Origin of the sequence: Bradyrhizobium sp. WU425 (assembly GCF_021052305.1) — a bacterium.
GTDB classification, from domain to species: domain Bacteria; phylum Pseudomonadota; class Alphaproteobacteria; order Rhizobiales; family Xanthobacteraceae; genus Bradyrhizobium; species Bradyrhizobium canariense_D.
Genome location: NZ_CP088089.1, coordinates 1718073 through 1739871 on the forward strand (window position 1 = coordinate 1718073; position 21799 = coordinate 1739871).

Sequence of the window (21799 nt, forward strand, 5' to 3'; positions counted from 1 at the left end):
CGATGACGCCAACAGAGATGACGTCTCTTGTCCGCGAATATTTCCCCGATGCGCAGCGCATTGGCGATAGCGTTGTGCAGTTCACGCGGCGTGATGGCTCGCGGCCGTTCGCGATTTGCTACCTAGATTGTGGACACGCAATTCCGAGAACGCTTTCCGATCTCCGATCTTATCAAGACCGGATCATTGGCCAGCATTATTTTGAAGGGGCAAAAAGTCTCCAATGGAACAACTATCTGTATTTTATCGCGAGCGATGATCTACTTAGCTCGGCCGAGTCGATGCACATACGGGGCCTTTTGGAGCAGGATCGCACTTATGCTCGGAAATTTCTCGTAGCCGAGCGAGAGCTTGGCGGCATTTTCCGGCCCCGTGTAGTCGCGCCTGAACAGACGACCAGGCCTAGTGTTCTTACCATCTGGAACAGCAGCCTATCGGAAGCTGGCCTCGGCCGCGCCATTTGGGGCGATCTCGATATGCCGAAGCGGATGTCGATAATTGAGACGGGAAATGTGCAGAAGACGACAGCACCAAGTCCTTCCACGCAGGCCGCAGCTCTTCCTGGGCGTCAGCTCAATCGCTTGTCACTAATCCACTACAGACCCTACCCACTTGAGCGGCATTTTGATTTCGGAACAGTGAACTTAATCACCGGCCCTAATGCGGCTGGCAAGACCTCCTTATTGGAGGCCATCGAACTACTTTACTGTGGTCGTAACAAACGTTCGCCCAGCGACAAGCCGGATTATGAGTTCCGCGCAACATTCGCCGACGACGAAACAGAGCTCGCCGACGATGGTCGGCCGATTAGACTCTTCCGGCAGCGAAATTTGAGCTGGTATGGACAAGCCGAAGTGCAGACCAACAATCTCTACTCCAGCTTCGCCCGTTTCAATTTCCTCGATACAGATGCGGCCGTCCGCTTGGCTGACGAAGCAACAAAGCTCGACGACGAGCTGTCAAAGTTACTGATCGGACCTGACGCTGCCAAAACATGGGACAATATAGTTAGAGTTAACGAGCATGCGAAAGCGCGCCTGAAAAACCTGCGGGAGGAAGAACGAGCGATTCAACGTCAAGTCACAGAGCTCGAGAACCTCCTCTCCAGCTTGACTGAAGGTGCGAGTTCGGACCCGATAAGAAACACTCTCGTCGACACGCTGCGAGAACAGGGGTGGAAGGTTCCCACCGCAGAGAGCGCAGAGGAACTGGTTGCTCAACTTGTGGGTCCGCTGTCGGCGCTTTTGGCTATAGCGCGGCAGGCAGCTGCTCTGCCGCTTCCAGCGACGCCCTCGCGAACAGTCCTGGAACGCTTTGCAAGGTCGATGGACGCCTCGCGGCAGAAGATCGCGGCTGACATCGATTATTTGGCGGGTTTAGAGCGCGAAATTAACATTAGCGTCAGCGAAATTGAGCGCGCCGACGCGGCGTCTCTAGTCCTGCAGCGGGCAACTCGATATGCCGCAGCAGGAATACCTGCCCGGCTTGTGCACCTCAACAGGCTCCGGCAGGCCATGGCCTCTGTCCTTGATCGGCTTGGAGGGATAGATCAAGCAGCAATTCGGGCGGCCGCAGCGCAAAATCCTGAAGTTGGGGCTTCTCAAAATCTAGCGCGTGCTTCCGTAACACGCAGTCAGATCGGTGCCAGTTTGGAAAGGGCGCAAAAAGATTATAGCCAACTTCAATCAACTCGTGAGAGATCCGCGAACCTCGTCGAGGAGCTTAAGATTACCGCGCTAATGCTTCTCGGTGAAACACGCAACGAGACTGAATGCCCGCTGTGTCATACTCAATTCAAAGCGGGGGATCTCATCGCCCATATCAATTCCGAGTTCAGCGCGTCAATATCTAAAGAGGAGGAGCGAGTTCTCACGCGAGTGCGCGAAGCAGAAGAAGCCGGCGAGTCTGCGGCGTTGGATGAGGTCGCGGCCAGATCTTTCGTGATCTTCGCAAACCGGGCGGGATTGCCGGTCGATGCAGCGCTAGCGAAAATAGCCGCAGCGATAGAAGCCGATAATGCCGATCTCTCGCAGTATTCGGACTCGATAAAGTCCATCCAGCAAGATCTGGAGCAAATGGACGAGCAGGGACTTCCATCGAGCGAGGTCGAACCTACTCGCGTCGAACTTGTTAAGTTGCGTTTTCCGTTGTCCGACTGGACGCAGGGTTCTATCATACAAGTATCTAGGGCCATTGCTTCATTCCGCCAAAACCAGCACAATAACCTTCAGGCCTGTGCTCAGAAAGCCGAAGAGCACAAAGCTCAGATCGGTGCAGTGTTGAAGGAGAGAATTGAAACCATCGAGCAGGCGAAAGTCAGTCTCGCCGCTCTTGAGCAGAATAGTGCGTCGGCAGCCAGTTTGGCGTCGAAACTTGCGGAGATCGGCGACACTTTCACAATCCCAAAGACCAAGCCGCTAGGGGAAGTAGCTGTAGAAGCGGAGGCCGTTAGACAGCTCGCCTCTGAGCTTGAAGCGGCGATACAGCGTGAAAGAGACAACAACATCATTCAGACGCAGACTGCAAACAGGAAGGCGGCGTTGACTGAGGCTCTCGGGAAGCTGCTGCCAAGGATCAGGCAACTTTCAGGATGCGTGAATGTTCTGCAGAGGCTGCAACGTGAACACTCATTGCACGCCGCAATGCAGGAGGCCATCAGCCACAATCGTTTAGCCATCGAGTCAATCTTCGGTCAGATTCACGCTCCACAAGAATTCGCAGGGCTAGGAGACGAAGTGACTACGCTTCGTCGCTTAGACGGCACGCTCGCGAAGCTTTCCGATATCAGCACGGGACAGCGCGCGGCTCTTGGACTTTCGATGTTTTTGGCGCAGAACATGAAGCTTACCCACGCTCCACCTATCATTCTAATTGATGATCCGATTGCTCATGTCGACGATCTGAACTGTCTTTCCTTCCTCGATTATTTGAGGGAAATTGCATTATCGAAGAGGCGGCAGATCTTCTTTGCTACGGCAAACGACAAGCTCGCTGCAATGTTCGAACGCAAGTTCGACTTCTTGGGGGAGGCCTTCCGCAAGATTGAACTGCATCGGGAGAGTGTGCCTCAATATTCATCCTGACTAGTCGTCCGTTAAGAAGGCGAATTGAGCGGGGCTGGACCGGCCAGCACGCGGCATAGTCGGACCAGGAACAGGCACAAGAGTTCTCTGAGCCAGGCTAGGATGCGGCGGAAGTTGTGGCCGACGGCTGAGAGGATGACGTTGGCGGCGTCTCCGGCACGGCCTTTGAGGTAGCAGCGACCGAGGTGACCTTCGGTCTTCATGTGGCCGATGATGGGCTCGATGGCGGAGCGGCGGCGCAGCTCGCGCTTGATGACGCCGAAGACGCCGCGCTTTTGGCCGGAGATGAAGACGCGACGTGGATTTTGAGCATCGTGGCCGCGGTATCCCTTGTCGACATAGGCCCGCTCGATCGGACATCCGGTGAGCGTCTCGGTCCGGTCGATGACGTTCCGCAAGGTGTGACCGTCGTAGGGATTTTCGGGCAGCGAGCTGGCATGCAGTACGAACAGGCCGCCGGGAGCTCGGCGATTGTTGGTGACGATGGAGGCCTTCACGCCGAACTCGTAAGGGGCTGAGGCCTTGCCTTTGCCGATGCACTCCACCTCCGGGGCATGAAAGGAATAGAGCATCCAGCCGCGCTGGCGCTGCTGCTGGGAGCGGATCTGGCTGGCTCGGCCAAGCGGAAGGGCGAATGCCTCCTCGAGGGCTGGCTGGCCCTCGATCTTGCGACGGATGTCGCGGATGATCCGGCCCAGCCGGCTGCGCAGGATACGCAACTGCCGCTGATGCCGCCCGAACTGTTTGGCATGGGCGTAGCGGCCGGCCATCATCGCAGCGGCCTTCGCCACGCGAGAATAGGATTGCCGGAGCCTGACGCTGTGCCTTCTCGCCAGGCGGTTGAGGCCCTGGATGGCCGCATGAAGCAGCTTGGCGTCGGTCGGGAAAGTGATGGCCTTCGGCTGCACCGTGGTGTCGATCGTGACGCGCTTGAGGTCCTGGCTGCGTAAGGCGCCGGCTTCGTGCGCCACCCGCAGGCTCTCGGCCAGCAGCAGCTCCAGCTTGTCGCCGAGCCGCTTGCGCCAATGGCTCAGGTCCGAGCGTTCGTGCGGGAAAGCGTGCCGGAAAAACTCTTCGCCGGTGAACTGGAAATAAGGGTCGTGGACGCAGCGCTCGCACACCCCCTCATCGGACAGCCCGTAGATATGCTTGAGCAACAACAGCCCGATCATGAAGCGGGTCTCGATCCCCGGCCGGCCGTTCTCGCTGTAGAGCGGCGCGATCTCGCCGTCGATGCAGTCCCAATCGATCTTGCCGGCAAGCAGAACCAACTCGTGCTTCAGATTGTATTGCGCGCGGCTGCCACCATCAGTGTTGAAAATGTTTAAATCCCCTAATCTGCAAAGCTCATTTTAGGCGCTTCCTAATTATGACTGAGTCGACATCCTCAAATCCAGAGCCTCTTTGCGGGCGCTTTCTTCTGCTTCCAGAGATCCGAGAGGGAGGGATGGGCACGATCCAAAAGGCCGTCGATCTGAGATCCAGTCATTTCGTTGCGGTCAAACGAATGAAGCAGCACGCTGATCAGGAGCGCTCCAATGCATCTTTTCAGCGCGAAGTCACTGCCCTGGAGCGGCTCAAGCATCCAAATATTGTTGAGTTGATTACGGTTGATCGCGATTCCACCGGACGCTGGTTTCTCGCCATGGAGTGGATTGATGAAAATCTGGAGGACTGGATTCTTCGTCGCGGGGCGGTGAGCTGGAATGCGTTTCTCAAGAACATCGGCTAGCGCTCTTGGAAAGCTGGAATCTTAGAATTGGGCGTGGGGGCGACTTTAATGCCGCGGTGATGAACTCCTCCAAAATCATTGCAGCAACCTGTGTCGGCATCGCTGGGACAAAAGGTGTCGACGACGTCGAGTTCGATCTGTGCATCGTGGATGAAGCGTCAAAAGCAACGGCTACAGAAATCCTAGTACCTCTGGCAAGGAGCCATCGATGGATCATCGTTGGCGATCCGAAGCAGTTGCCTCCATTTTTTGAAGACCTAGGCGAAGAGCTGATCGAAAAGTTCGACGAAAAGAGAGAGATTCGCGCGACCGTACTCGATCGAATGATTGCCGCCGCTCAAGGGCTGCCGTCGGCATGCCGTGCAGAACTTAAGATCCAGCGGCGAATGATCGAACCGATAGGCGATTTGGTGAGCGCATGCTTCTAGGACAAGACACTCCGGAGTCCCATTAAATCTCATGGGTTAAAGCTCACGCCCGAAATTGAGGCGCCTATAACTTGGTATACGACGTCCAAGGAGCCGCGAAGAGCGGAACGGCAAATTGGAAACACGTTCGAGAATCCGCTTGAAGTAGAGTGAGCCCGGATGGTCCTGGATCGTCTGGAGGGAGCTGGACATCGTCAAGCTAAGCAAATCACAGTGGCGGTCAGCGCCTTGGCTGCTGCCCCGCCATATCCACCACCGCGATCTCGCGACACAATGTTGATGCCCGGGTGCTTCGATAGCCACGCCCGAACGGTCGCAGTTTCCCTGTCGGGCAGCAGGGGAACGATCCGCCGGCGCTCCAAATCGCACACGATGGTCCCGTACCGACGATTTCTCCGGAACGCCCAGTCATCAATACCCACAACAAGCAAGGGATCCATCGGCATCGCCGTCCGCCGGCGGACCACCCGCAGCAAGGTATCGTTGCTGACGGGCAGCATGAGCCGCTTGGCGAAGCTTGCCGCCGCCCGGCCGCCGAGCGCCAACCCCAGGTGATGGACGATGTGTTCGAGCCGTGCCGTCCGACGCCGTCGAAGCGGAACGACGTCTTCTCCGAACCGCTCCGCGAAGATCCGCCGGCGGCAATGCAGCACCTCACATGTGAAGCGCCGCGTGAGTAATCGGAGGCGCACCTTTCTGCCCGCTGATGGCAAATCGCCCACGTGCCGGATGTAGCGGCTATGGACTCGGCGCGATAGTGTCGCGCACAAAGGGCACTGGGCCTCCGCAGCCTCTGACCGAACAGCCAGAATAACCGAATCCTCTGAATCACTTACGCCATCAAACACCAAACCACTCGGTCCTAGCGATGAAATTCGAAAGCCTGTCCGCATGGCGCCGATTCTCCGTTGAAGAACCACAGTCGCCGGCGAACTTCATCAGAAATGAGTCAGAGCCAATATTGCAAACGATGGCGTAATTGCGGTCGGCGCCCGCGGCACGAAGGGTCCGCTATCTTCTAGTCTTCCGCAATCTTACGAATCGGAGGGGCTATGAAGCAGTATGTTGGGCTGGCTGTCTCGCAGAAAGAAACGTCAGTATGTGTGGTCGACGAGGTAGGTCAGGTCTTGTTCGAGGGAAAGGCCAAGTCCGACCCCGGGACGCTCACGGCACTGCTTCGCAAGCGAGCTCCACACGCCGAGCGCATTGGTTTTGAGACCGGGGCGATGGCGAGTTGGCTTTGGCACGAGCTTCGTAGGGTTGATCTTCCAGTGGTCTGTATCGACGCTCGGCATGCGCACGCGGCGTTGTCAGTGCGCATGAACAAAAGCGATCAGAACGATGCTCGAGGTCTGGCCGAACTGGTACGGGTTGGGTGGTATCGAGAAGTCAAGGTCAAGAGCGAGGAAAGTCAGAAGATCCGTGCGATACTCGTGGCGAGATCCCGGCTCGTGGCCATTCGTCGAGATATCGAGAACCAGGTCCGCAGTCTCATCAAAGAATACGGCTTGCTGTTCCCCCGTGCGATCGGCCTGCAATTCCGCAATCAGGTTCGCGAGCTATTGGGTGAAGATCATCAGCTCCTCAGTGCGGTCGCGCCGCTTCTGTCGATCCATGAGCAGATCTGCAAGCAACAAGGCACATTCGACAACGAAGTCCGCCAGTTGGCGAAGTCGGATGAGACGACGCGTCGCCTGATGACGGTTCCTGGTGTTGGCGTGGTGACTGCCTTGACGTTCCGCAATACGATCGATGATCCATCGCGCTTCCGATCCGCATCAAGCGTCGGCGCCTATCTGGGTCTTACACCGCGGCGCAGCCAATCTGGCGAAACGGACATCAACGGAAAGATATCCCGATGGGGCGACCGTCTGCTCCGGGCTTACCTGTTCGAGGCGGCGACGGTGCTGCTTTATCGCACCAAGAAATGGTCTTCTCTCAAGGCTTGGGGAATAAAGCTTGCCAAGCGAATTGGCATGAGAAAGGCAAAAGTCGCCATCGCCCGCAAGATCGCCGTGATCCTCCACTGCGTCTGGGTCGATGGCACACCGTTCGATTGGGATCAGGCGAAGGAAGCCTGATTTTATTTATTAGCTCCTGGTCCGGTTCGCCGGACTGGCGATGTCCCGCTGGGAAGGTGGTTGTGACGACCTCGTTCATTCGGCTGGTGGCGGCTTGACCGTACCCCGCTGCAGACGTTGAGGCGTCCGCCCCGGACATCATCATGAGGCGCTGCGCGACCTCGGAAAGGACCATGACCCCAGCGATGGCATCAGGCTCAACGCCGCCAAACCGCAACCGGACTGGCATCGTCATCACCCGCGCTCGCCCTGTCTACGCAATGGCGGGCTCCGACAGGTCGAGCGCTACCGCCTTCAAGAAAGGAGACACCACTTGACATCAAACCGCAATTAAAGGGCCGAATGACATCAACGGCGTCGAATGCTTCGAAAAAGCTAAGGATGTTGTCGTCGAATGATTTGGCATCATTCGAAAGACTGCGTGGACTCCTCCAAAGCGACAATGTGACAACTGAAACGAAAACTTGCAACTAATAAGTGTGGATGGGTACTAGGTCGGAATTCGCTACCGCTGCACATGCGCGCCGTACAAGAAAGATACACAACCAAAGTCGGAGAGCCATCTTCGGGCTGGATTAGGCCCCAATGTAATCTTGTTATTGAAGTGCTCCGAGTTGTGATACACGGCAATGCCGCTTTGGACCTTTCTTCTACGAGCGAGTTTTATGGCACTGCACCCCGATTTTCCTGAGTCTCCCTACGAAATACTCTCCCCGCATACTCGCTGGTTTCCGGCTGCAGAAGAGCTTCGCAGTACCGCGTATGAAAAGCTGCTACCGCCGCTGGTTGCCAAAATTCGCGAAGAGGTGGAGGCGTGGCGGGACGCAGGATACTCAGGAGCCTCGAACACATCCCGCGCATTGTTGACTTGGTGGTTTGAGACCGGCCACCTCGTCGAACAGGCGGACGGCACTCAAATGGAATTCCGCTACTACTTCGCCCAGCGCGAGGCCGTCGAGACCGTTATCTGGCTCTACGATGTACGAGGTGCGCGGGACAAGTACGACCTCCTGCGCTTTGATGCTTCCGGCGCTGTGTCCGCCAATATGTTCGATGAAGACTGGCTGCGTTTCGTGGTCAAAATGGCCACGGGCGCGGGAAAGACTAAAGTGTTGTCGCTGCTGATCGCATGGAGCTATTTCCACAAGAGTTATGAAGCAAACTCGAACCTTTCACGAAACTTCCTGCTGATCGCACCCAACATCATTGTGCTGGATCGGCTGCGCGTAGATTTTGATGGGCTTCGTATCTTTTTCAACGATCCGATATTGCCGGACAATGGCCATGCGGGGCGCAACTGGCGAGACGACTTTCAAGTTGCGCTCCATATTCAAGATGACGTCCGCATCGTCCGTCCGGCGGGCAACATTTTTCTCACAAATATTCATCGAGTCTATCTTGGCGATGTGCCGGAACCTTCGCTCGAAGATGATGATCTTCGTGACTATTTCCTAGCACCGTTTGGGGCACAGCCTGCTGGCAAGACGAATGATAGCAACACAGACCTCGGTGAAATCGTACGAGAGATTGATGAGCTAGCCATATTCAACGATGAGGCGCACCACATCCATGACCCGAGCATGGCCTGGTTTCAGAGCATTCAGGACATCCACCACCGCCTTCTGCAAAAGGACCTTCGGCTAGCACTTCAGATCGATGTGACAGCTACGCCACGGCACGACAATGGCGCGATCTTCGTTCAAACCGTGAGTGACTATCCCCTCGTCGAAGCGATCGCCCAGAACGTAGTCAAGCATCCCGTGCTCCCGGACGCCGCCAGCCGCGCAAAGCTTGCCGAGCACAAGAGTCCGCTTATCACCGAAAAGTACGCCGACTATCTGCAACTCGGCGTCGAGGAGTGGCGCAAGTGCTATGCTGAGCACGAGAAGCTAGGCAAAAAGGCCGTACTTTTCGTCATGGTTGACGATACCAAGAATTGTGATGAGGTCGGATCATACTTGCAGAAGGTTTGTCCGGAGTTGCAGGACGCAGTTCTTGTGATCCACACCAAGAACAACGGTGAGATTTCCGAAGCGGCTTCCGGCAAAAAAAAAGAGGAGCTGGACCTTCTGCGCGAGCAATCCAATGCGATTGATGGTTGGAAATCGCCATACAAGGCAATCGTTTCGGTGCTGATGCTCAAGGAGGGGTGGGACGTTCGAAACGTCACCACCGTCGTTGGGCTACGCGCGTTTGCTGCCAAAAGCAATATTCTGCCGGAGCAGACGCTCGGGCGTGGCTTGCGCCGGATGTATTTCGGCAGCGAACAAGGCGAAACGGTCTCCGTTATGGGCACTCCCGCATTTATGGATTTTGTCGAGTCGATCCAAAGCGAGGGCGTAACTTTCGAGCGCGTTGCCATGGGCGGCGCCTTTGGACGAGAGCGGCAGGACTCTCTGATCGTCGAAGTGGATTCGGAAGCACCGGATAAAGATATTGATTCGCTCGATATTGCGCTGCCGCGACTGACCCGGCGCTTTAATCGCGAGTTCAAGGACCTCAGTGAGCTTGACCCCGGAGCGTTTAAGAACCCGAAGTTGCCTGTCAAGGCATTCACGCCCGAACAGACCCGCGAGATTGTTTTCAAGACCATGCTGGATTCGGAGGTCGATCATACGATCCAACTCGACAACAGCGGAAACGCAGATTATCGCTCTGTTGTCGCGTTTTTCGCACGGCAGCTTCTGAAGGATCTGCGACTGGTGGGCGGCTATGATCTACTTTATCCCAAGGTCAGGACCTTCATTCGCGATCATCTGTTCGTCCGGACGGTCGATCTCGAAGACCCGGTAGTTCTGCGCAATCTGTCGGAGCCTGAAGTTGGCAAGGTGCTGTTCGATCACTTTCGGATGGCGATTAATGCGCTTACTATTCGCGACAGCGGCAGTTCGCGCATTGAAGGCCACATCCGATTGCGCGACACCCGCCCGTTTCGTACCGAACCGCGCGATTTTTTGCTGACCAAACGGTCAGTCTTCAACCGGATAGTCGGCGAAGCGAATGCGGGCGGGCTCGAGCTGGCGTTCGCGTCGTTCCTGGACACAGCGCCGGATGTACAGGCATTTGGCAAGAACTACATGGCGGTGGGTTTCAAGCTGGACTACGTGAAAGCAAATGGCGACCTTTCAACCTACACGCCTGATTTCATCGTGCGAACCACTGATGGCTCGGTTTGGATCGTCGAAACCAAAGGCCGTGAGGAGTTGGACGTGCCGCAAAAGATGGCGCGGCTTGGTCAGTGGTGTGCAGACGCAACGGAAGCTAGTGTTAGCGAAGGTGCGCGGCGTTTTGGGTTTGTCTACGTCGACCAAGAAAGCTTCGAGAAGCATAAGCCAACGTCGTTTGCAGGATTGATCGGCACCTTCCGTGAATACCAAGAGGCCCACTGATGGCGCGCCACGACAAGCAATCGTATGACCTCAGCGAAGCAGAGCAGCGCGACCTAGTAACACTCATTCAACAGGGAAAATCCCTACCCGAAAAGTACCGCTTTATCCTTTTTGAGGACAAGCGTGAGGTCGAGCTTGTTTGGAACGGCAAAAGTCGCGACGTATGTACCACCGTCCTACCGTTTCAATCGTTGGAGCATATCGACGAACCTCGTACCGAGACCAGAACGCAAGAAGACCTGTTTGATAGCCGGGGTCGCCAGCTACGCGGGTGGACGAATAAACTGATTTGGGGTGACAACAAGCTTATTTTGTCTTCGTTGAAGTCCGGGGCATTGCGCCAGCAGATCGAGGATGCCGGCGGCCTGAGGCTCATCTATATCGATCCGCCTTTTGATGTCGGCGCAGATTTTAGCATGGACATTGAAATCGGCGGCGAGACCTTCCACAAGGAAGCAAACTTGCTGGAGCAAATTGCTTATCGTGACACATGGGGGCGCGGAGCGGATAGCTTCATCTCAATGATCTATGAGCGGCTAGTTCTGATGCGCGATCTCTTGGCCGAGAACGGCTCAATATACGTCCACTGCGACTATCGAGTTGCCGGATATATTCGAATTGCTCTCGATGAGATTTTCGGCAGAGAGGCTTTTGTCAATCAAATTACGTGGAAACGGACAACCACAAAGAACGATTATACTCAAGGAGCATTCAATTGGCCTCGCATTCACGAAATCATCTTTTACTATGCGAGATCAGCCGGCTCAAAGCCCTACTTCAATCAACAGTTCACACCCTATGACGAAGAGTATCTTAAAACGAAATATTCGTACCGCGATCCCGACGGCAGAAGGTACCGGCTCGACAACTTGACAGCGCCCGGTGCTGGTTCGCGTGGACATCCTCAATACGAGTTGATGGGTACCACCAGATTCTGGCGATACAACAGAGACAAAATGGAGAGGCTTGTCGCTGAGGGCAGAGTCGTTAAGACAAACCCGAACGCTGTCCCTGCGTATAAGAGATACCTAGATGAGATGCCGGGTGTTGCAATTGGCGATGTGTTTGCCGACATCGACGCCATTAACTCTCAAGCGGATGAACGATTATTTTATCCCACTCAAAAGCCAGAGGCGCTACTTGAGCGCATAATTTCTGCTAACAGCAAACCGAATGATCTCGTGGCAGATTTCTTCTGCGGCTCTGGAACTACTGCGGCCGTCGCTGAAAAACTTGGACGCAAATGGATTTGCACCGATCTGGGCAAGTTTGCGATCCACACGACTCGAAAGCGATTGATCGCGGTGCAGCGGGAAAGGAAGCTTGCAGAAGAGGAGTTTCGAGCTTTCGAGGTGCTGAACCTTGGCCGTTACGAGCGGCAGGCCTACCTGAATGTCGCGGGGCGATTGACTGGAGCGCAGAAAGCGCAAGTCCTTGCGCAAAAAGAGGGCGAATTTCGTGATCTGATTCTGCGAGCTTACAAGGCCACGGGCTTTGGCGGAAACGGGGGCGCGGAAGCGCAAGACGGGTTTTTTCACGGCGCACGTAACGGGCGCCTAGTCGTGATAGGCCCAATCAATCTGCCAGTAGGACGCTTGTTCGTTGAAGAAGTCGTAATGGAGTGTCGGAAGCGTGGTGCATCCCGTGTTGACGTGTTGGCTTTTGAATTCGAGATGGGATTGTTTCCCGCTGTTCTCGAAGAGGCGCGAAGCAAGGGCATTGATCTCGTGCCTAAATACATTCCGGCCGAAGTTTTCGACAAGCGGGCAGTAGATAAGGGGCAGGTGGTATTTCACGACGTTAGTTTCGTCGAGGCAACGCCGCGATATGAAAAGAAGAACAAGCTGGCCGTCAAAATCGAACTCACCGATTTTTCCGTTTATTACACCCAGGGAGCGGCCGAGGCCGCGATTGCTGCGATGAAAGAGGGCAAGAACGACGTCATCTGCGATCGGGGACAACTGTACAAGGTGAGCAAGAGCAAGGACGGGATTGTAAAGAAAGAGAAGCTCACCAAACACTGGACCGATTGGGTGGATTACTGGGCGGTGGATTTCGATTACATGCAACGCAAGGAAATCATCAAGGTCGCGGTAGGTTCAGGAGTTGGCGGGGTTACTTCACTGCCGGGATCTGAGCCGCCGCAGGGTGAAATGGCTATGCCGCAATTCGAGGAGCGATGGACCGGAGGCTACATATTTGAGAATGAATGGCAAAGTTTCCGGACCCGTCAGAACCGCGAACTTGAGCTAGTAACCTCCGTGCACACCTATGATCGGCCGGGCCGATACACCGTGGCGGTGAAGGTAATCGATATCTTCGGAAACGACACGATGACACTTGTGCCGGTCAATGTCGGTTGAAGGTCCGTCGCCGATTAGTCTCGTGCAGGTACCTGCACCGGTGTTAGGACAAATCGAAAGTGGACTGTCTTCGGCCAACCCGGAATAGAGGCATTTTCGAACTGTTTGAAGCCAAGTGGCGTCAATAAGTAGGATAGTAGCGGGCCGCCCGGATTTAACGCATGCGCGAGTCTGGGAGCGCCCCGTAGAGGGGTTGGCTGACCTTAGCATTCGATATTTGCCCTATTCGCCAAATAGCCTCAGCGCGATGCTTCACTGTGGCTGGCGCATTCGCGAAAAAGTTCCTCGCCGCCCTTGGTGTCCGAAATATTCCGCCGCTGATGAGCGCTGTCGTACGCGAGCGACCTCGGATGTCCGTAAGTAGAATCGATATGTCGACCTAAGCAATCTTGACGGTATCGCAGTTGCATTCGACTATTATCAAGCCCTGTTGGATCTCGATCGCGGATACGCGGCTAGTAGAAATCTTGAAACGCTCGAATTTACGGCGGCTTTGCCGGAGGCCGCGGAATTGGTCCTGGGCTGGGCGCGACGCCTGTAGCGGGGCTCGAAGGTGAGGGCGTTACATCGTGTAGAGTGTGGACACCGGCGGCAACGAGAGCTCCGATCAACAGTACATAGACAACAAGCAGTACGCCGCGGGTCTCCCGATAATTCTTCATCGCTTGTTCGATCGGCGTTTCAGCGATTTCTTCCCGCTCGCGAACGGAGATGTAACTAAAAAGACTTTGCATCCAGCTCCGTCGGGACGAGGCTTGGCTTTGGAAGAACGCGCCATTGATCCGCCACTGCAATGCGAACGACAGGCCGATGAATACGGCGGCCGCAAAGTAGAATAAGGAAGAGATGAGAGGACCCGGTGTCTTGGCCGCATCTCCCAGGATCTTCAGTATAAAAGGCGCTGCCGAGACGGCCAGGTCGCGCCAGAGCGTAGCCGCAAGATCCTGCGCCCGTTGCGCTACCTTCTGAGTTTCATCAATCACGGTCTTGCGGAGATCGGCGAGCGCCTTCAGAGTCTCGCGGCTCGATGATTGAACGTGAGCTTCATAGGCAGCTTTGGCAGCCTCAAGCGCCTGCTCCAATGTCATGGCGAGATCTTGCTGAGGACGGCTGGCCCGAGCCAACTCACCGGAAAAGAGCAGGTGGCGTGCCTCGACATCTGTCCCCGAAAGAAAAACCCAGTTGGCGGATTCAGTCAACCGAGAACGAGCGCCGGGCAGGGCAGGATCATCGGCTCTAATGCGATAGATCGGAGGCGTCGCCGCCGCTTGCAGCCAGACCTGGCCATCCTCGAGCCAGGCGCGGGAGACGAGACCGCCCAACAGTCTGCGGGCAGAAACCGTTTCCCAAGCTTGGTACGCCGGCGATGAAACCGCTGGCGCGGCCAATAATAGCCAGGGATTGAGATCGGTAACGATTTCACGGTCGGGGACAAAGTCACGAACATAGCGAGTGGGGTCGATAGACCCAAGCAAAGGCTCGGCTCGCGGTGGCGTTTGCGCGAAATCCCATGAAGCGAACTCCAATCCTCGTGCGCGAAATGCCTGAGTGGAATTGAAGTCGGCGATCGCGAGGCGCGGAAGGACAGTTCGCTGCGCCAAATATTGTGGGATGTCGGACTGGAAGATAAAGAAGGCGCAGCCGTCGGCAGTTGGCTTTCCGAGCGTGATCACGATCTCACGGGTCGAATCAAAGATATCACCCCCAACGAGATCACCACCGAGACCCGGATTATAGACTTGCAAGGACGAGAACGGCGGTGGGACATCGTCGACGAAGCCGAGCCAGGCGACCTGCGCATCGACGGACGGTAGCCGGCCTCGCAACACGAGGGCGTCAATACGTTCGTCCGCCACGGCGCCGTTCGCGACAAGCTCACGTACGCGTTCGACCAGATGTGTTGATCTCGAAGTCATCGAGTGTGATCTTGTCCCTGATGATAATCTCGCCCCTGTCGCGGTTCACCGAAATGACTGAAGACATCAAACCGACAGGGAAGGTCAATTTGACCCCGCTTGCCGTCTCAACGCGACGGTTCTTGGGAGCCTGAATTGCGTTCTTTTGGAGCACGAACGATTCGCCCGCCATTCCTTCGCGCTTCAGCTTTGCCTTGAAGTCGGTCAGCACGGGGCTATCATCAGGCAGCGGCCCGAAAATGCTCTTCAGCCAATTTTCAGCACTTTCGCCGTCGACAGAACCGCCTGACTGGCTGGCGTCGTAGAGGCGTTGCGCCAGATTTTTCATCGTGTCCTGCGGAAGTATGTCTTTGTGCTTGTGCGCAATGTTGCGCGTGACCTCGACGATTGTCCTTGTCAGCTCCTCTTCCGTTCGCTGGCGTCGCACGAGCAAGAACTGTTCGAAATAGGCCGCAGGCCGCTGCGGATTTTGACGATCGACAACGCAGATTTCGTCGCGCTCTTTGCCGAGCTTGATGAGCGCGGCCTTCTGCAGGGCATTGCGGTTCTGGACAAAAGTCCGCTCAATCTCGCCGAAGGTCGGCTTCGGCTTGCCCGAACGGCCGCGGCTGACGTCGTAGTCGTAGCTGAGAACCTTTTCGTCCTCGAATTTCAGAAGTGCATATAATCGGCCACCTGAACAAGACAGCGAGAAGATCAAGAAGGCACCGACAGCCGTGCTGCCTCCGTGAGCCTCATTGAACGCTGTCGCGAGTTTCTCGCTTTCCTCCTGGAAAGTTGCCCTATCCCGGCTGATCCGCGCCAGTTGCGCCCGCACCGGCGCGTCCGCGAGAAACTCGTATCGGTTTCCGCTGTTGACCGATCGGACGCGGCCCAGGAAAAAAGCTGCGTGTCGACCGGCATCGAACGCAGTCAGTAGCTGAAAATGTTCCTCTCCCGGGCCGACAATATGAAAAACGCTCTGATCGATGCGCAGGCTTTCGAGTTCCTGCTCAGTAAGGAAGGCCATTCATCACCATAGAACAAAAAGAGAACTGATCGCAATCACGCCGCTCTTTTATTCCAAAATTTGCGTCGTGTTCCGTTAAGAATCTTGCACCTTGTTAAGAATTCCACCCCCAACGTGTGGTCGGGCGCCGGTCTGTTGAACGGTGAACGAGCCGCCACGCCGCTAAATGGATTGCTGGTCCTCTCAAAAGTGTTCCCTTGGGTGGGGCGAGGGAGAACCCCAACGGTTTTCGCGAAGACATTTCACATTTTCCGTGTTGTGTGAGTGTTTTTCACGGTGTAAAAGGTTTTTGCGGCTCAAAGGCCAAATTGAGAGTGAAATTCACGACCGAGAAGGTTTTTCACGGATTTGGGACAATGGAAATAGAGTTTTCAGGGCCCGTGAGTATTTTTCATGACCGGAGGCTGCCGGAAGTGGCAACTCCTGCTGGCTATGCTGCGCTGATTGACGCCTACAACCTATCCGCCCCGGTCCCGCGCTTGCTTTCGGCCATCGGAACAAAGCACCGGATCATTGAGCAAGGGGGATGGCGCATCTATACGCCACGCCATGCGCCGGACGCGACGCTTGAGGGACATCTCACCTTCGCTCTCAAGAATGAAGGACTCGATCTTGCAATCCTGAAGCGGCTTTTCCTCGCCGTGAACGAGGATCAGGTTGCGGACCTTGTAAGACAGAAGCCGACCGGTCTGTACACGCGTCGTATCTGGTTTCTCCATGAATGGCTGTTGGAGCGCCAACTCAATCTGCCTGCGGCAGATAAGGTCTCTTACGTCGATGCCGTCGATACCGAACTCCAATACGCTACCTCCGGGCAGAATTCGGCACGGCACCGCGTCCGCAACAATCTGCCAGGAACACTGGAGTTCTGCCCGCTTGTTTTCAAGACTCCAGCACTGGGCGAGTTTATGGCGCAGGATCTCAAGGAGCGCGCCCGTGTCGTGGTGAGCCAAGTCCCGAAGGATCTGCTCGCGCGAACTGCCGCCTTCCTTCTCCTCAAGGATTCAAAGTCAAGCTACGTCATTGAAGGAGAGAGACCGCCACAGGACCGTATCCAGCGATGGGGCAGGGTCATCGGTGAAGCGGGACGGGCACCGCTCGACGAGGCGGAGTTTTTGCGCCTGCAGCGCATCGTGATCGGCGATGAGCGCTTCGTGAAACTTGGTTTCCGGAACGAAGGTGGTTTCGTCGGCGAGCATGAACGCGAGACGCAAAGACCTATCCCGGATCATATCAGCGCGCGTCACGAAGATATCCCCTCCCTCGTGCGCGCACTGATCGCGTTCGATCATGCGGCGGAAAACGAGCTTGATCCTGTCGTCGCTGCCGCCGTGCTCGCCTTCGGGTTCGTCTACATCCACCCGTTCGAGGACGGCAACGGACGCATTCACCGATACCTGATGCACCATGTTCTGGCACGGCGCGGATTCAATCCCGCCGGGATCCACTTTCCGGTTTCTGCCGCGATTCTCGACAAGATTAGCGAATACAAGAGCGTGTTGGAAAGCTATTCGACTAGATTGCTTCCATGTGTTGAATGGGAGTCGACCCCACAGGGCAACGTCAAGGTCTTGAACGATACAGGTGATTTTTATCGTTTCTTTGACGCGACGCCCCACGCCGAGTTTCTGTACGAATGCGTGCAGAGGACCATCGAACAAGATCTTCCAAAGGAAACGCAATTTTTACGGAGCTTCGATACCTTCCGCGCGGGCATCGAGAACATGATCGAAATGCCGGAGCGGACGCTCAACAACCTCTTCGGATTCCTGCAACAGAATGGAGGGCAACTCTCAAAGCGTGCCCGCGACAACGAATTCTCCGAACTAACGCCGGATGAAGTCACGAGGATTGAGGAGCTTTATCAAGCGGCCTTCTCGAAAGACTCTGGAACGGCGAGTTGACTGTGTCAGGGTGCCACCTTCATTGAATGGGGCCTGTCGGCTCAGATGCTGGTCGAGCCCTTGATAAAAAACAGCGCCCTCTGTCGGCGTGGTCGCAGCTAAGACGCGCCGCATCGGTGAGTTTTGACCCTGGGAGGTTATCTTCTTTTTCTTCTTTATCCGCATCCCGCCAGAGTTTCCCCGCAGAGGACTGTACGCGCGCGTCTCGCGCGTGGATTCCTTGAGCACGAGCGCTCATCGCCGTGCATCCTTCGAATTTGATTGCATCGATGCCGACTATGTTGATGGCGCCGGACCGCGGCTCTTGGACGGGTTTCGTGCTGAACAGACCAAACCATTCGCGCTCCTGCGCGTAGTGACGACACCAGCCCGATTTGGCCACTTTGCGGGCGCGACACCGGGGCCAGCCGATTGGTTTATCTCGAGATCGAGCCAGCCGGCTCCGGCCTGCCGGCATGGCACGCTCAACTTGAAGGCAACGGCTACTCGGCGCACGCACGCGGAGTCCTCACCTACGCGCGGCAGCTTGATACACCGGACGAGACCCGGGGACCGCGATCGAGACCCCAAACTCTCGGTGCCGCTGCCGCCCCACGGCTGGGGCTGCCGCGTTCGCTCGTCACTGCCTGTGCGCCATTGCCGAAGCCGGCAACGCGCGACGCAATATCGACTGTTCTCTAGCGTGTCCCACAAGCGGCATCTGTCCTGGACGCCGCAGCATTCTTCAGTGGCGCCGCTACCAGCGTATTCTCAGAGGCATCAGCGTATTTGAAGTCACCGCTAGATCATCAGTGGCATGCCTTGCGCATGTTGCACGACGCACAGGCGTTGGGCTCTTCATATCGAGAGCTTAAGGCTTCCAAATATATTCTTGCTTTATTCAGTGTGCTTTCCCAAGCACGTCGGGACGGGGTGCGGTTTGCCGCGCTCACCTAGTGCGTCACCCATAGTCAGCTCCTATGGTTGCTAAGTTTCTCAACATCAACCCGCCCTCGAAGTCGTCAAGACGATGCTAGTGTGGCTGGCCGATCCAGGTACAAAAGTAGTCCATGTGAACCAATCGCTCCTCTCGCTTCAGAGCTGGCGATTGTGGAAAGGCTTGCTGTGGCCTTTGCTCAGCCGGGCAATAGGGATCGCGCGCAAGCATGGTCGTGCCGCCCGTCATGTGCCGACGATACAGATATGACCTGGCCACGCATCCCCCGCCGCATTTGGCGAGCAACGAGCACCCGCTGCATCCCTCGACTATTTCCGGATTTGCGTTGCGCTGCCTGAACCCCCGAAATTGCGGGCTGGAAATGATCTCCGACAGCTCATTCGTCAGCAGATCGAATTCCGACTCGTAGTCATGTAGATAGACGCAAGGACTCACATGGACATTGCCGTCTGGCGAGATCGAGTGGATTCTGAATGACGTTCCTCCGCAAGGACATCGCCGAGCCTCCGAGGTGTTGGTCACCGCCGCGATGGGAGGTTCGCCCAGGTCCACGGGATCGCACAACTCCATCAGCCGGGCGAAACCGGCATAGTACATGCTCGGCGGAAGCGCGATCCTCACATGCGCGGGCTCGGTCGCCTTGATCGGGTTGATCCGGAACGTTGGCGTCGTGCGATTTCGCCAACTTGGCGGGTGCTCAATGTGCCCGATGGAGAAGTTCCAGTTCATCGCCGCCATGATGCAAGTCCGCGAGATGCCCTCGCGGCGGCAGATATCGAGCGCCTCCACAGCTTGCCGAAAGATGCTAGCTCCCCGATTTTCATTGTGTTCGTCTTCGAACGGCGAGTCGAACGAGACGTCGCAATCGTTCAACAGGCGAAATTCCCGATAGTGATCCTTGTACAACCGCACCAACGATATGCCGCTGGTCGTGGGGCCCACCAGGATGTCCTCGTCCGCGAGCCTCCTGATGATGTAGGGCAGCAAGGTCGCCTTGGGGGTCGATCCGTTGGTGAAGAGCAGTTCATTTCCGCCGAGATTGACCGTTTCAACGCCGTGCTTCTTCAATTGATCGACGATCCGATCGATCATCTCGACGGTAAGGTCGCTCCCCTTCTCCCTAGCATTCATGCTGTAGCAGTGCGTACAGCAATATGGACAATCGTTCCCCAGCGTCCAGCCGATAGTCTTGATCGCAACCTCGCACTCGGGCAGGTCGCCGAACTCCTGCACCGGGCCCACGTTGAGGTTATAGTGTTCGAGCCGGTCGAAGCTGATCGCGAATGGCTTTGACATTTTGAGCCTTCTCATCCGAAGAAAGGATTGGCGTCGGCGTCATACACCAGCCCGGCCGACGCGTAGGCGTGGTCAACCCGTGTCGCCAGCGTCTGGTATTTGATCTTGTTCCCTGCGACCTGAGCGTCAACAAGGCCATGGACGTCATGCTCACCCGACTCAACGGCGTCCAGGAGGAGTTCCATAAAGGCGAGGTCGTGCCGCCGTAGTTCGGTCGCAAGCGCGTGGAGTTCGACCAGTTCCTCGTCCTCGAATGCCTTTGGCGCGCTGATGGCGTCGATCGCTTTGTCGTAAGGGCGAAGATGGCTCTTGTGCCAGCGCTCTAGGCCCGTATAGGCCTGAACCACGTCTTCGGCGGCCAGACGATAGTTTCGGTTGCCAGTCCCATCCTCGTTGGCGTCGATCAGATTGCGTTCTCGCAGCAGCCTCGTGAACGGCGTTCCTTCGGCCGCATACATCTCGGAGAAAATTCCCTTGCTGATCGTCCAAAAGTAGTCCGACATGCGACGGTGATTTTCCCGCAACTCTTCCATCGTCGTGCCGTGATCAAAGAGAATGTGCCCGGCTTGCACGTAGATGCCGTGTTTTTGAAGACATCAAGGGCTTGCAGGTTTTGATCAACGCTTGCACTCTTCGCCATCCTCTTCAATGCGGATTCCGAATAATTCTCAATACCGCACGAAAACGCGAAGAAGCCCGCCCGCTTGAGCTGCCTAATTGCCTCGTCGGTCACGCGATCCGCTCTGATCGAACCTCGCAAGCTTACGCGCAGGCCTCGCGATTGAATATCGTCGGCAAGTTCACGGCACCACAGCTCGTCTCGACGCGGCTCAATAAGGCTGTCGTCGATGACTTTGAAACACGTCGCCCCGAGCCGGCTAACCTGCTCCAACTCGTCGACGTAGTTTTCGATCGAACGCTGCCTCCAATGCGAACCATCCGATACCTTCGCAAAGGCAACGATCGAGCAGAACGTGCAGTGGGCCGCGCAGCCGCGTGACGAAAGCACGTGCACAGCGCTCCGCCGCTCAAGTGAGGCGCGGATCGTGTCGCGGCTAGGAAAAGGTATGGCGTCAAGGTTCGCGGCCGCTGGCCTGAGCCCGTTACGAACGATCCTGCCGTCGTGTTTGTAGCTGATACCTGAAATGTCAGAGAGGTCCAGTTTACAGAATGCGAAGTGCTCGCTCAACGCGCAGACAGTTTCTTCGGCCTCGCCGAGGACCACGACGTCGAACCCAGCGTTCAGGAACTCATCCGGGTGAAACGTCGGCCCGTAGCCGCCGGCGATCGTCGGGGTTTGTAGACCACGCTGACGAAGCAGCTGCATGACTTCGATTGCCCGAGCCATATTGGATCGGTAGCAGGAAAATCCGATCCACAGCGGAACTGGCAGCCGGGCTATCGAATCTGCGATCTCGTCACTCGTCAGACCGCCCAGCCAACCGTCGATGATTAGGACATTCGCCCCCTTGCTTCTGAGAATACTCGCCAGGTAACCGAGCGCCAAATTTTCCTCGGCGGTACGGTGCGTGATCGGCGCTGGCGTAGCCAGAACTATCGGCGGAATACCGCGTAAGGGTAAGGCTGCCTCGCGCAACGCGAGCCTCTCGGTATTCCGTGTACAGTTACGACTAGCTGTGAACGACACTCAGAGGTGCTTC

Annotated in this window: 12 protein-coding genes and 2 pseudogenes; 7 read left to right on the plus strand and 7 right to left on the minus strand. The window is 56.3% G+C overall.

The annotated features are described in order from the left end of the window. The first annotated feature begins 2 nt into the window (after positions 1 to 2). Positions 3 to 3083: an AAA family ATPase gene (locus BcanWU425_RS08260; protein WP_204512268.1), complete on the plus strand. Its 3081-nt coding sequence runs from the start codon at positions 3 to 5 to the stop codon at positions 3081 to 3083. A gap of 11 nt (positions 3084 to 3094) precedes the next feature. Here the strand turns inward: BcanWU425_RS08260 and BcanWU425_RS08265 are convergent. After that, positions 3095 to 4369, minus strand: a pseudogene (locus BcanWU425_RS08265) (IS5 family transposase); the annotation flags it as partial. Positions 4370 to 4530: 161 nt separating this feature from the next. Here BcanWU425_RS08265 and BcanWU425_RS08270 point away from each other — a divergent pair. Further along, positions 4531 to 4815, plus strand: a complete 285-nt coding sequence (locus tag BcanWU425_RS08270) for a protein kinase domain-containing protein (protein ID WP_204512267.1) — start codon at positions 4531 to 4533, stop codon at positions 4813 to 4815. Between the two features lie 5 nt (positions 4816 to 4820). Further along, on the plus strand, positions 4821 to 5243 hold the full coding sequence (locus BcanWU425_RS08275; protein ID WP_204512266.1) for an AAA domain-containing protein: 423 nt from the start codon (positions 4821 to 4823) through the stop codon (positions 5241 to 5243). Positions 5244 to 5452: 209 nt separating this feature from the next. On the opposite strand, the pseudogene BcanWU425_RS08280 reads toward BcanWU425_RS08275, so the two are convergent. Then, positions 5453 to 6136: pseudogene (locus tag BcanWU425_RS08280) on the minus strand (ISL3 family transposase); the annotation flags it as partial. Between the two features lie 159 nt (positions 6137 to 6295). Between BcanWU425_RS08280 and BcanWU425_RS08285 the strand changes: the two are divergent. From BcanWU425_RS08285 to BcanWU425_RS08295, 3 genes are all read left to right on the plus strand, one after another. Further along, a complete protein-coding gene (locus BcanWU425_RS08285) occupies positions 6296 to 7324 on the plus strand; it encodes an IS110 family transposase (RefSeq protein ID WP_231190336.1) in 1029 nt (342 codons plus the stop codon). A gap of 665 nt (positions 7325 to 7989) precedes the next feature. Continuing rightward, positions 7990 to 10713, plus strand: a complete 2724-nt coding sequence (locus BcanWU425_RS08290; RefSeq protein ID WP_204512264.1) for a DEAD/DEAH box helicase — start codon at positions 7990 to 7992, stop codon at positions 10711 to 10713. Further along, a complete protein-coding gene (locus tag BcanWU425_RS08295; protein WP_231190339.1) occupies positions 10713 to 13076 on the plus strand; it encodes a DNA methyltransferase in 2364 nt (787 codons plus the stop codon). Before BcanWU425_RS08290 ends, BcanWU425_RS08295 begins: the two co-directional genes overlap by 1 nt. 482 nt (positions 13077 to 13558) lie before the next feature. Here the strand turns inward: BcanWU425_RS08295 and BcanWU425_RS08300 are convergent, their stop codons facing one another. Both BcanWU425_RS08300 and BcanWU425_RS08305 read right to left on the minus strand, forming a co-directional pair. Continuing rightward, positions 13559 to 14992, minus strand: coding sequence for a hypothetical protein (locus BcanWU425_RS08300; RefSeq protein WP_204512262.1), 1434 nt, complete (start codon positions 14990 to 14992; stop codon positions 13559 to 13561). Next, entirely contained in the window at positions 14952 to 16001 is a 1050-nt protein-coding gene (locus BcanWU425_RS08305; RefSeq protein ID WP_231190342.1) for a nucleoid-associated protein, read from the minus strand. The genes BcanWU425_RS08300 and BcanWU425_RS08305 overlap by 41 nt, the downstream gene beginning before the upstream one ends. Positions 16002 to 16357: 356 nt before the next feature. On the opposite strand from BcanWU425_RS08305, the gene BcanWU425_RS08310 reads away from it, so the two are divergent. After that, positions 16358 to 17905, plus strand: coding sequence for a Fic family protein (locus BcanWU425_RS08310; protein ID WP_204513997.1), 1548 nt, complete (start codon positions 16358 to 16360; stop codon positions 17903 to 17905). A 1012-nt stretch (positions 17906 to 18917) separates the two neighbouring features. Here the strand turns inward: BcanWU425_RS08310 and BcanWU425_RS08315 are convergent. Genes BcanWU425_RS08315 through BcanWU425_RS08325 form a run of 3 tightly spaced genes read right to left on the minus strand, consistent with a single transcriptional unit; the run spans position 18918 to position 21735 of the window. Next, a complete protein-coding gene (locus BcanWU425_RS08315; RefSeq protein ID WP_231190345.1) occupies positions 18918 to 20138 on the minus strand; it encodes a radical SAM/SPASM domain-containing protein in 1221 nt (406 codons plus the stop codon). 11 nt (positions 20139 to 20149) lie between these two features. Continuing rightward, entirely contained in the window at positions 20150 to 20596 is a 447-nt protein-coding gene (locus BcanWU425_RS08320) for a hypothetical protein (RefSeq protein WP_231190348.1), read from the minus strand. Further along, positions 20542 to 21735, minus strand: coding sequence for a B12-binding domain-containing radical SAM protein (locus BcanWU425_RS08325; protein WP_231190351.1), 1194 nt, complete (start codon positions 21733 to 21735; stop codon positions 20542 to 20544). The genes BcanWU425_RS08320 and BcanWU425_RS08325 overlap by 55 nt, the downstream gene beginning before the upstream one ends. Between the last annotated feature and the right edge of the window lie 64 nt (positions 21736 to 21799).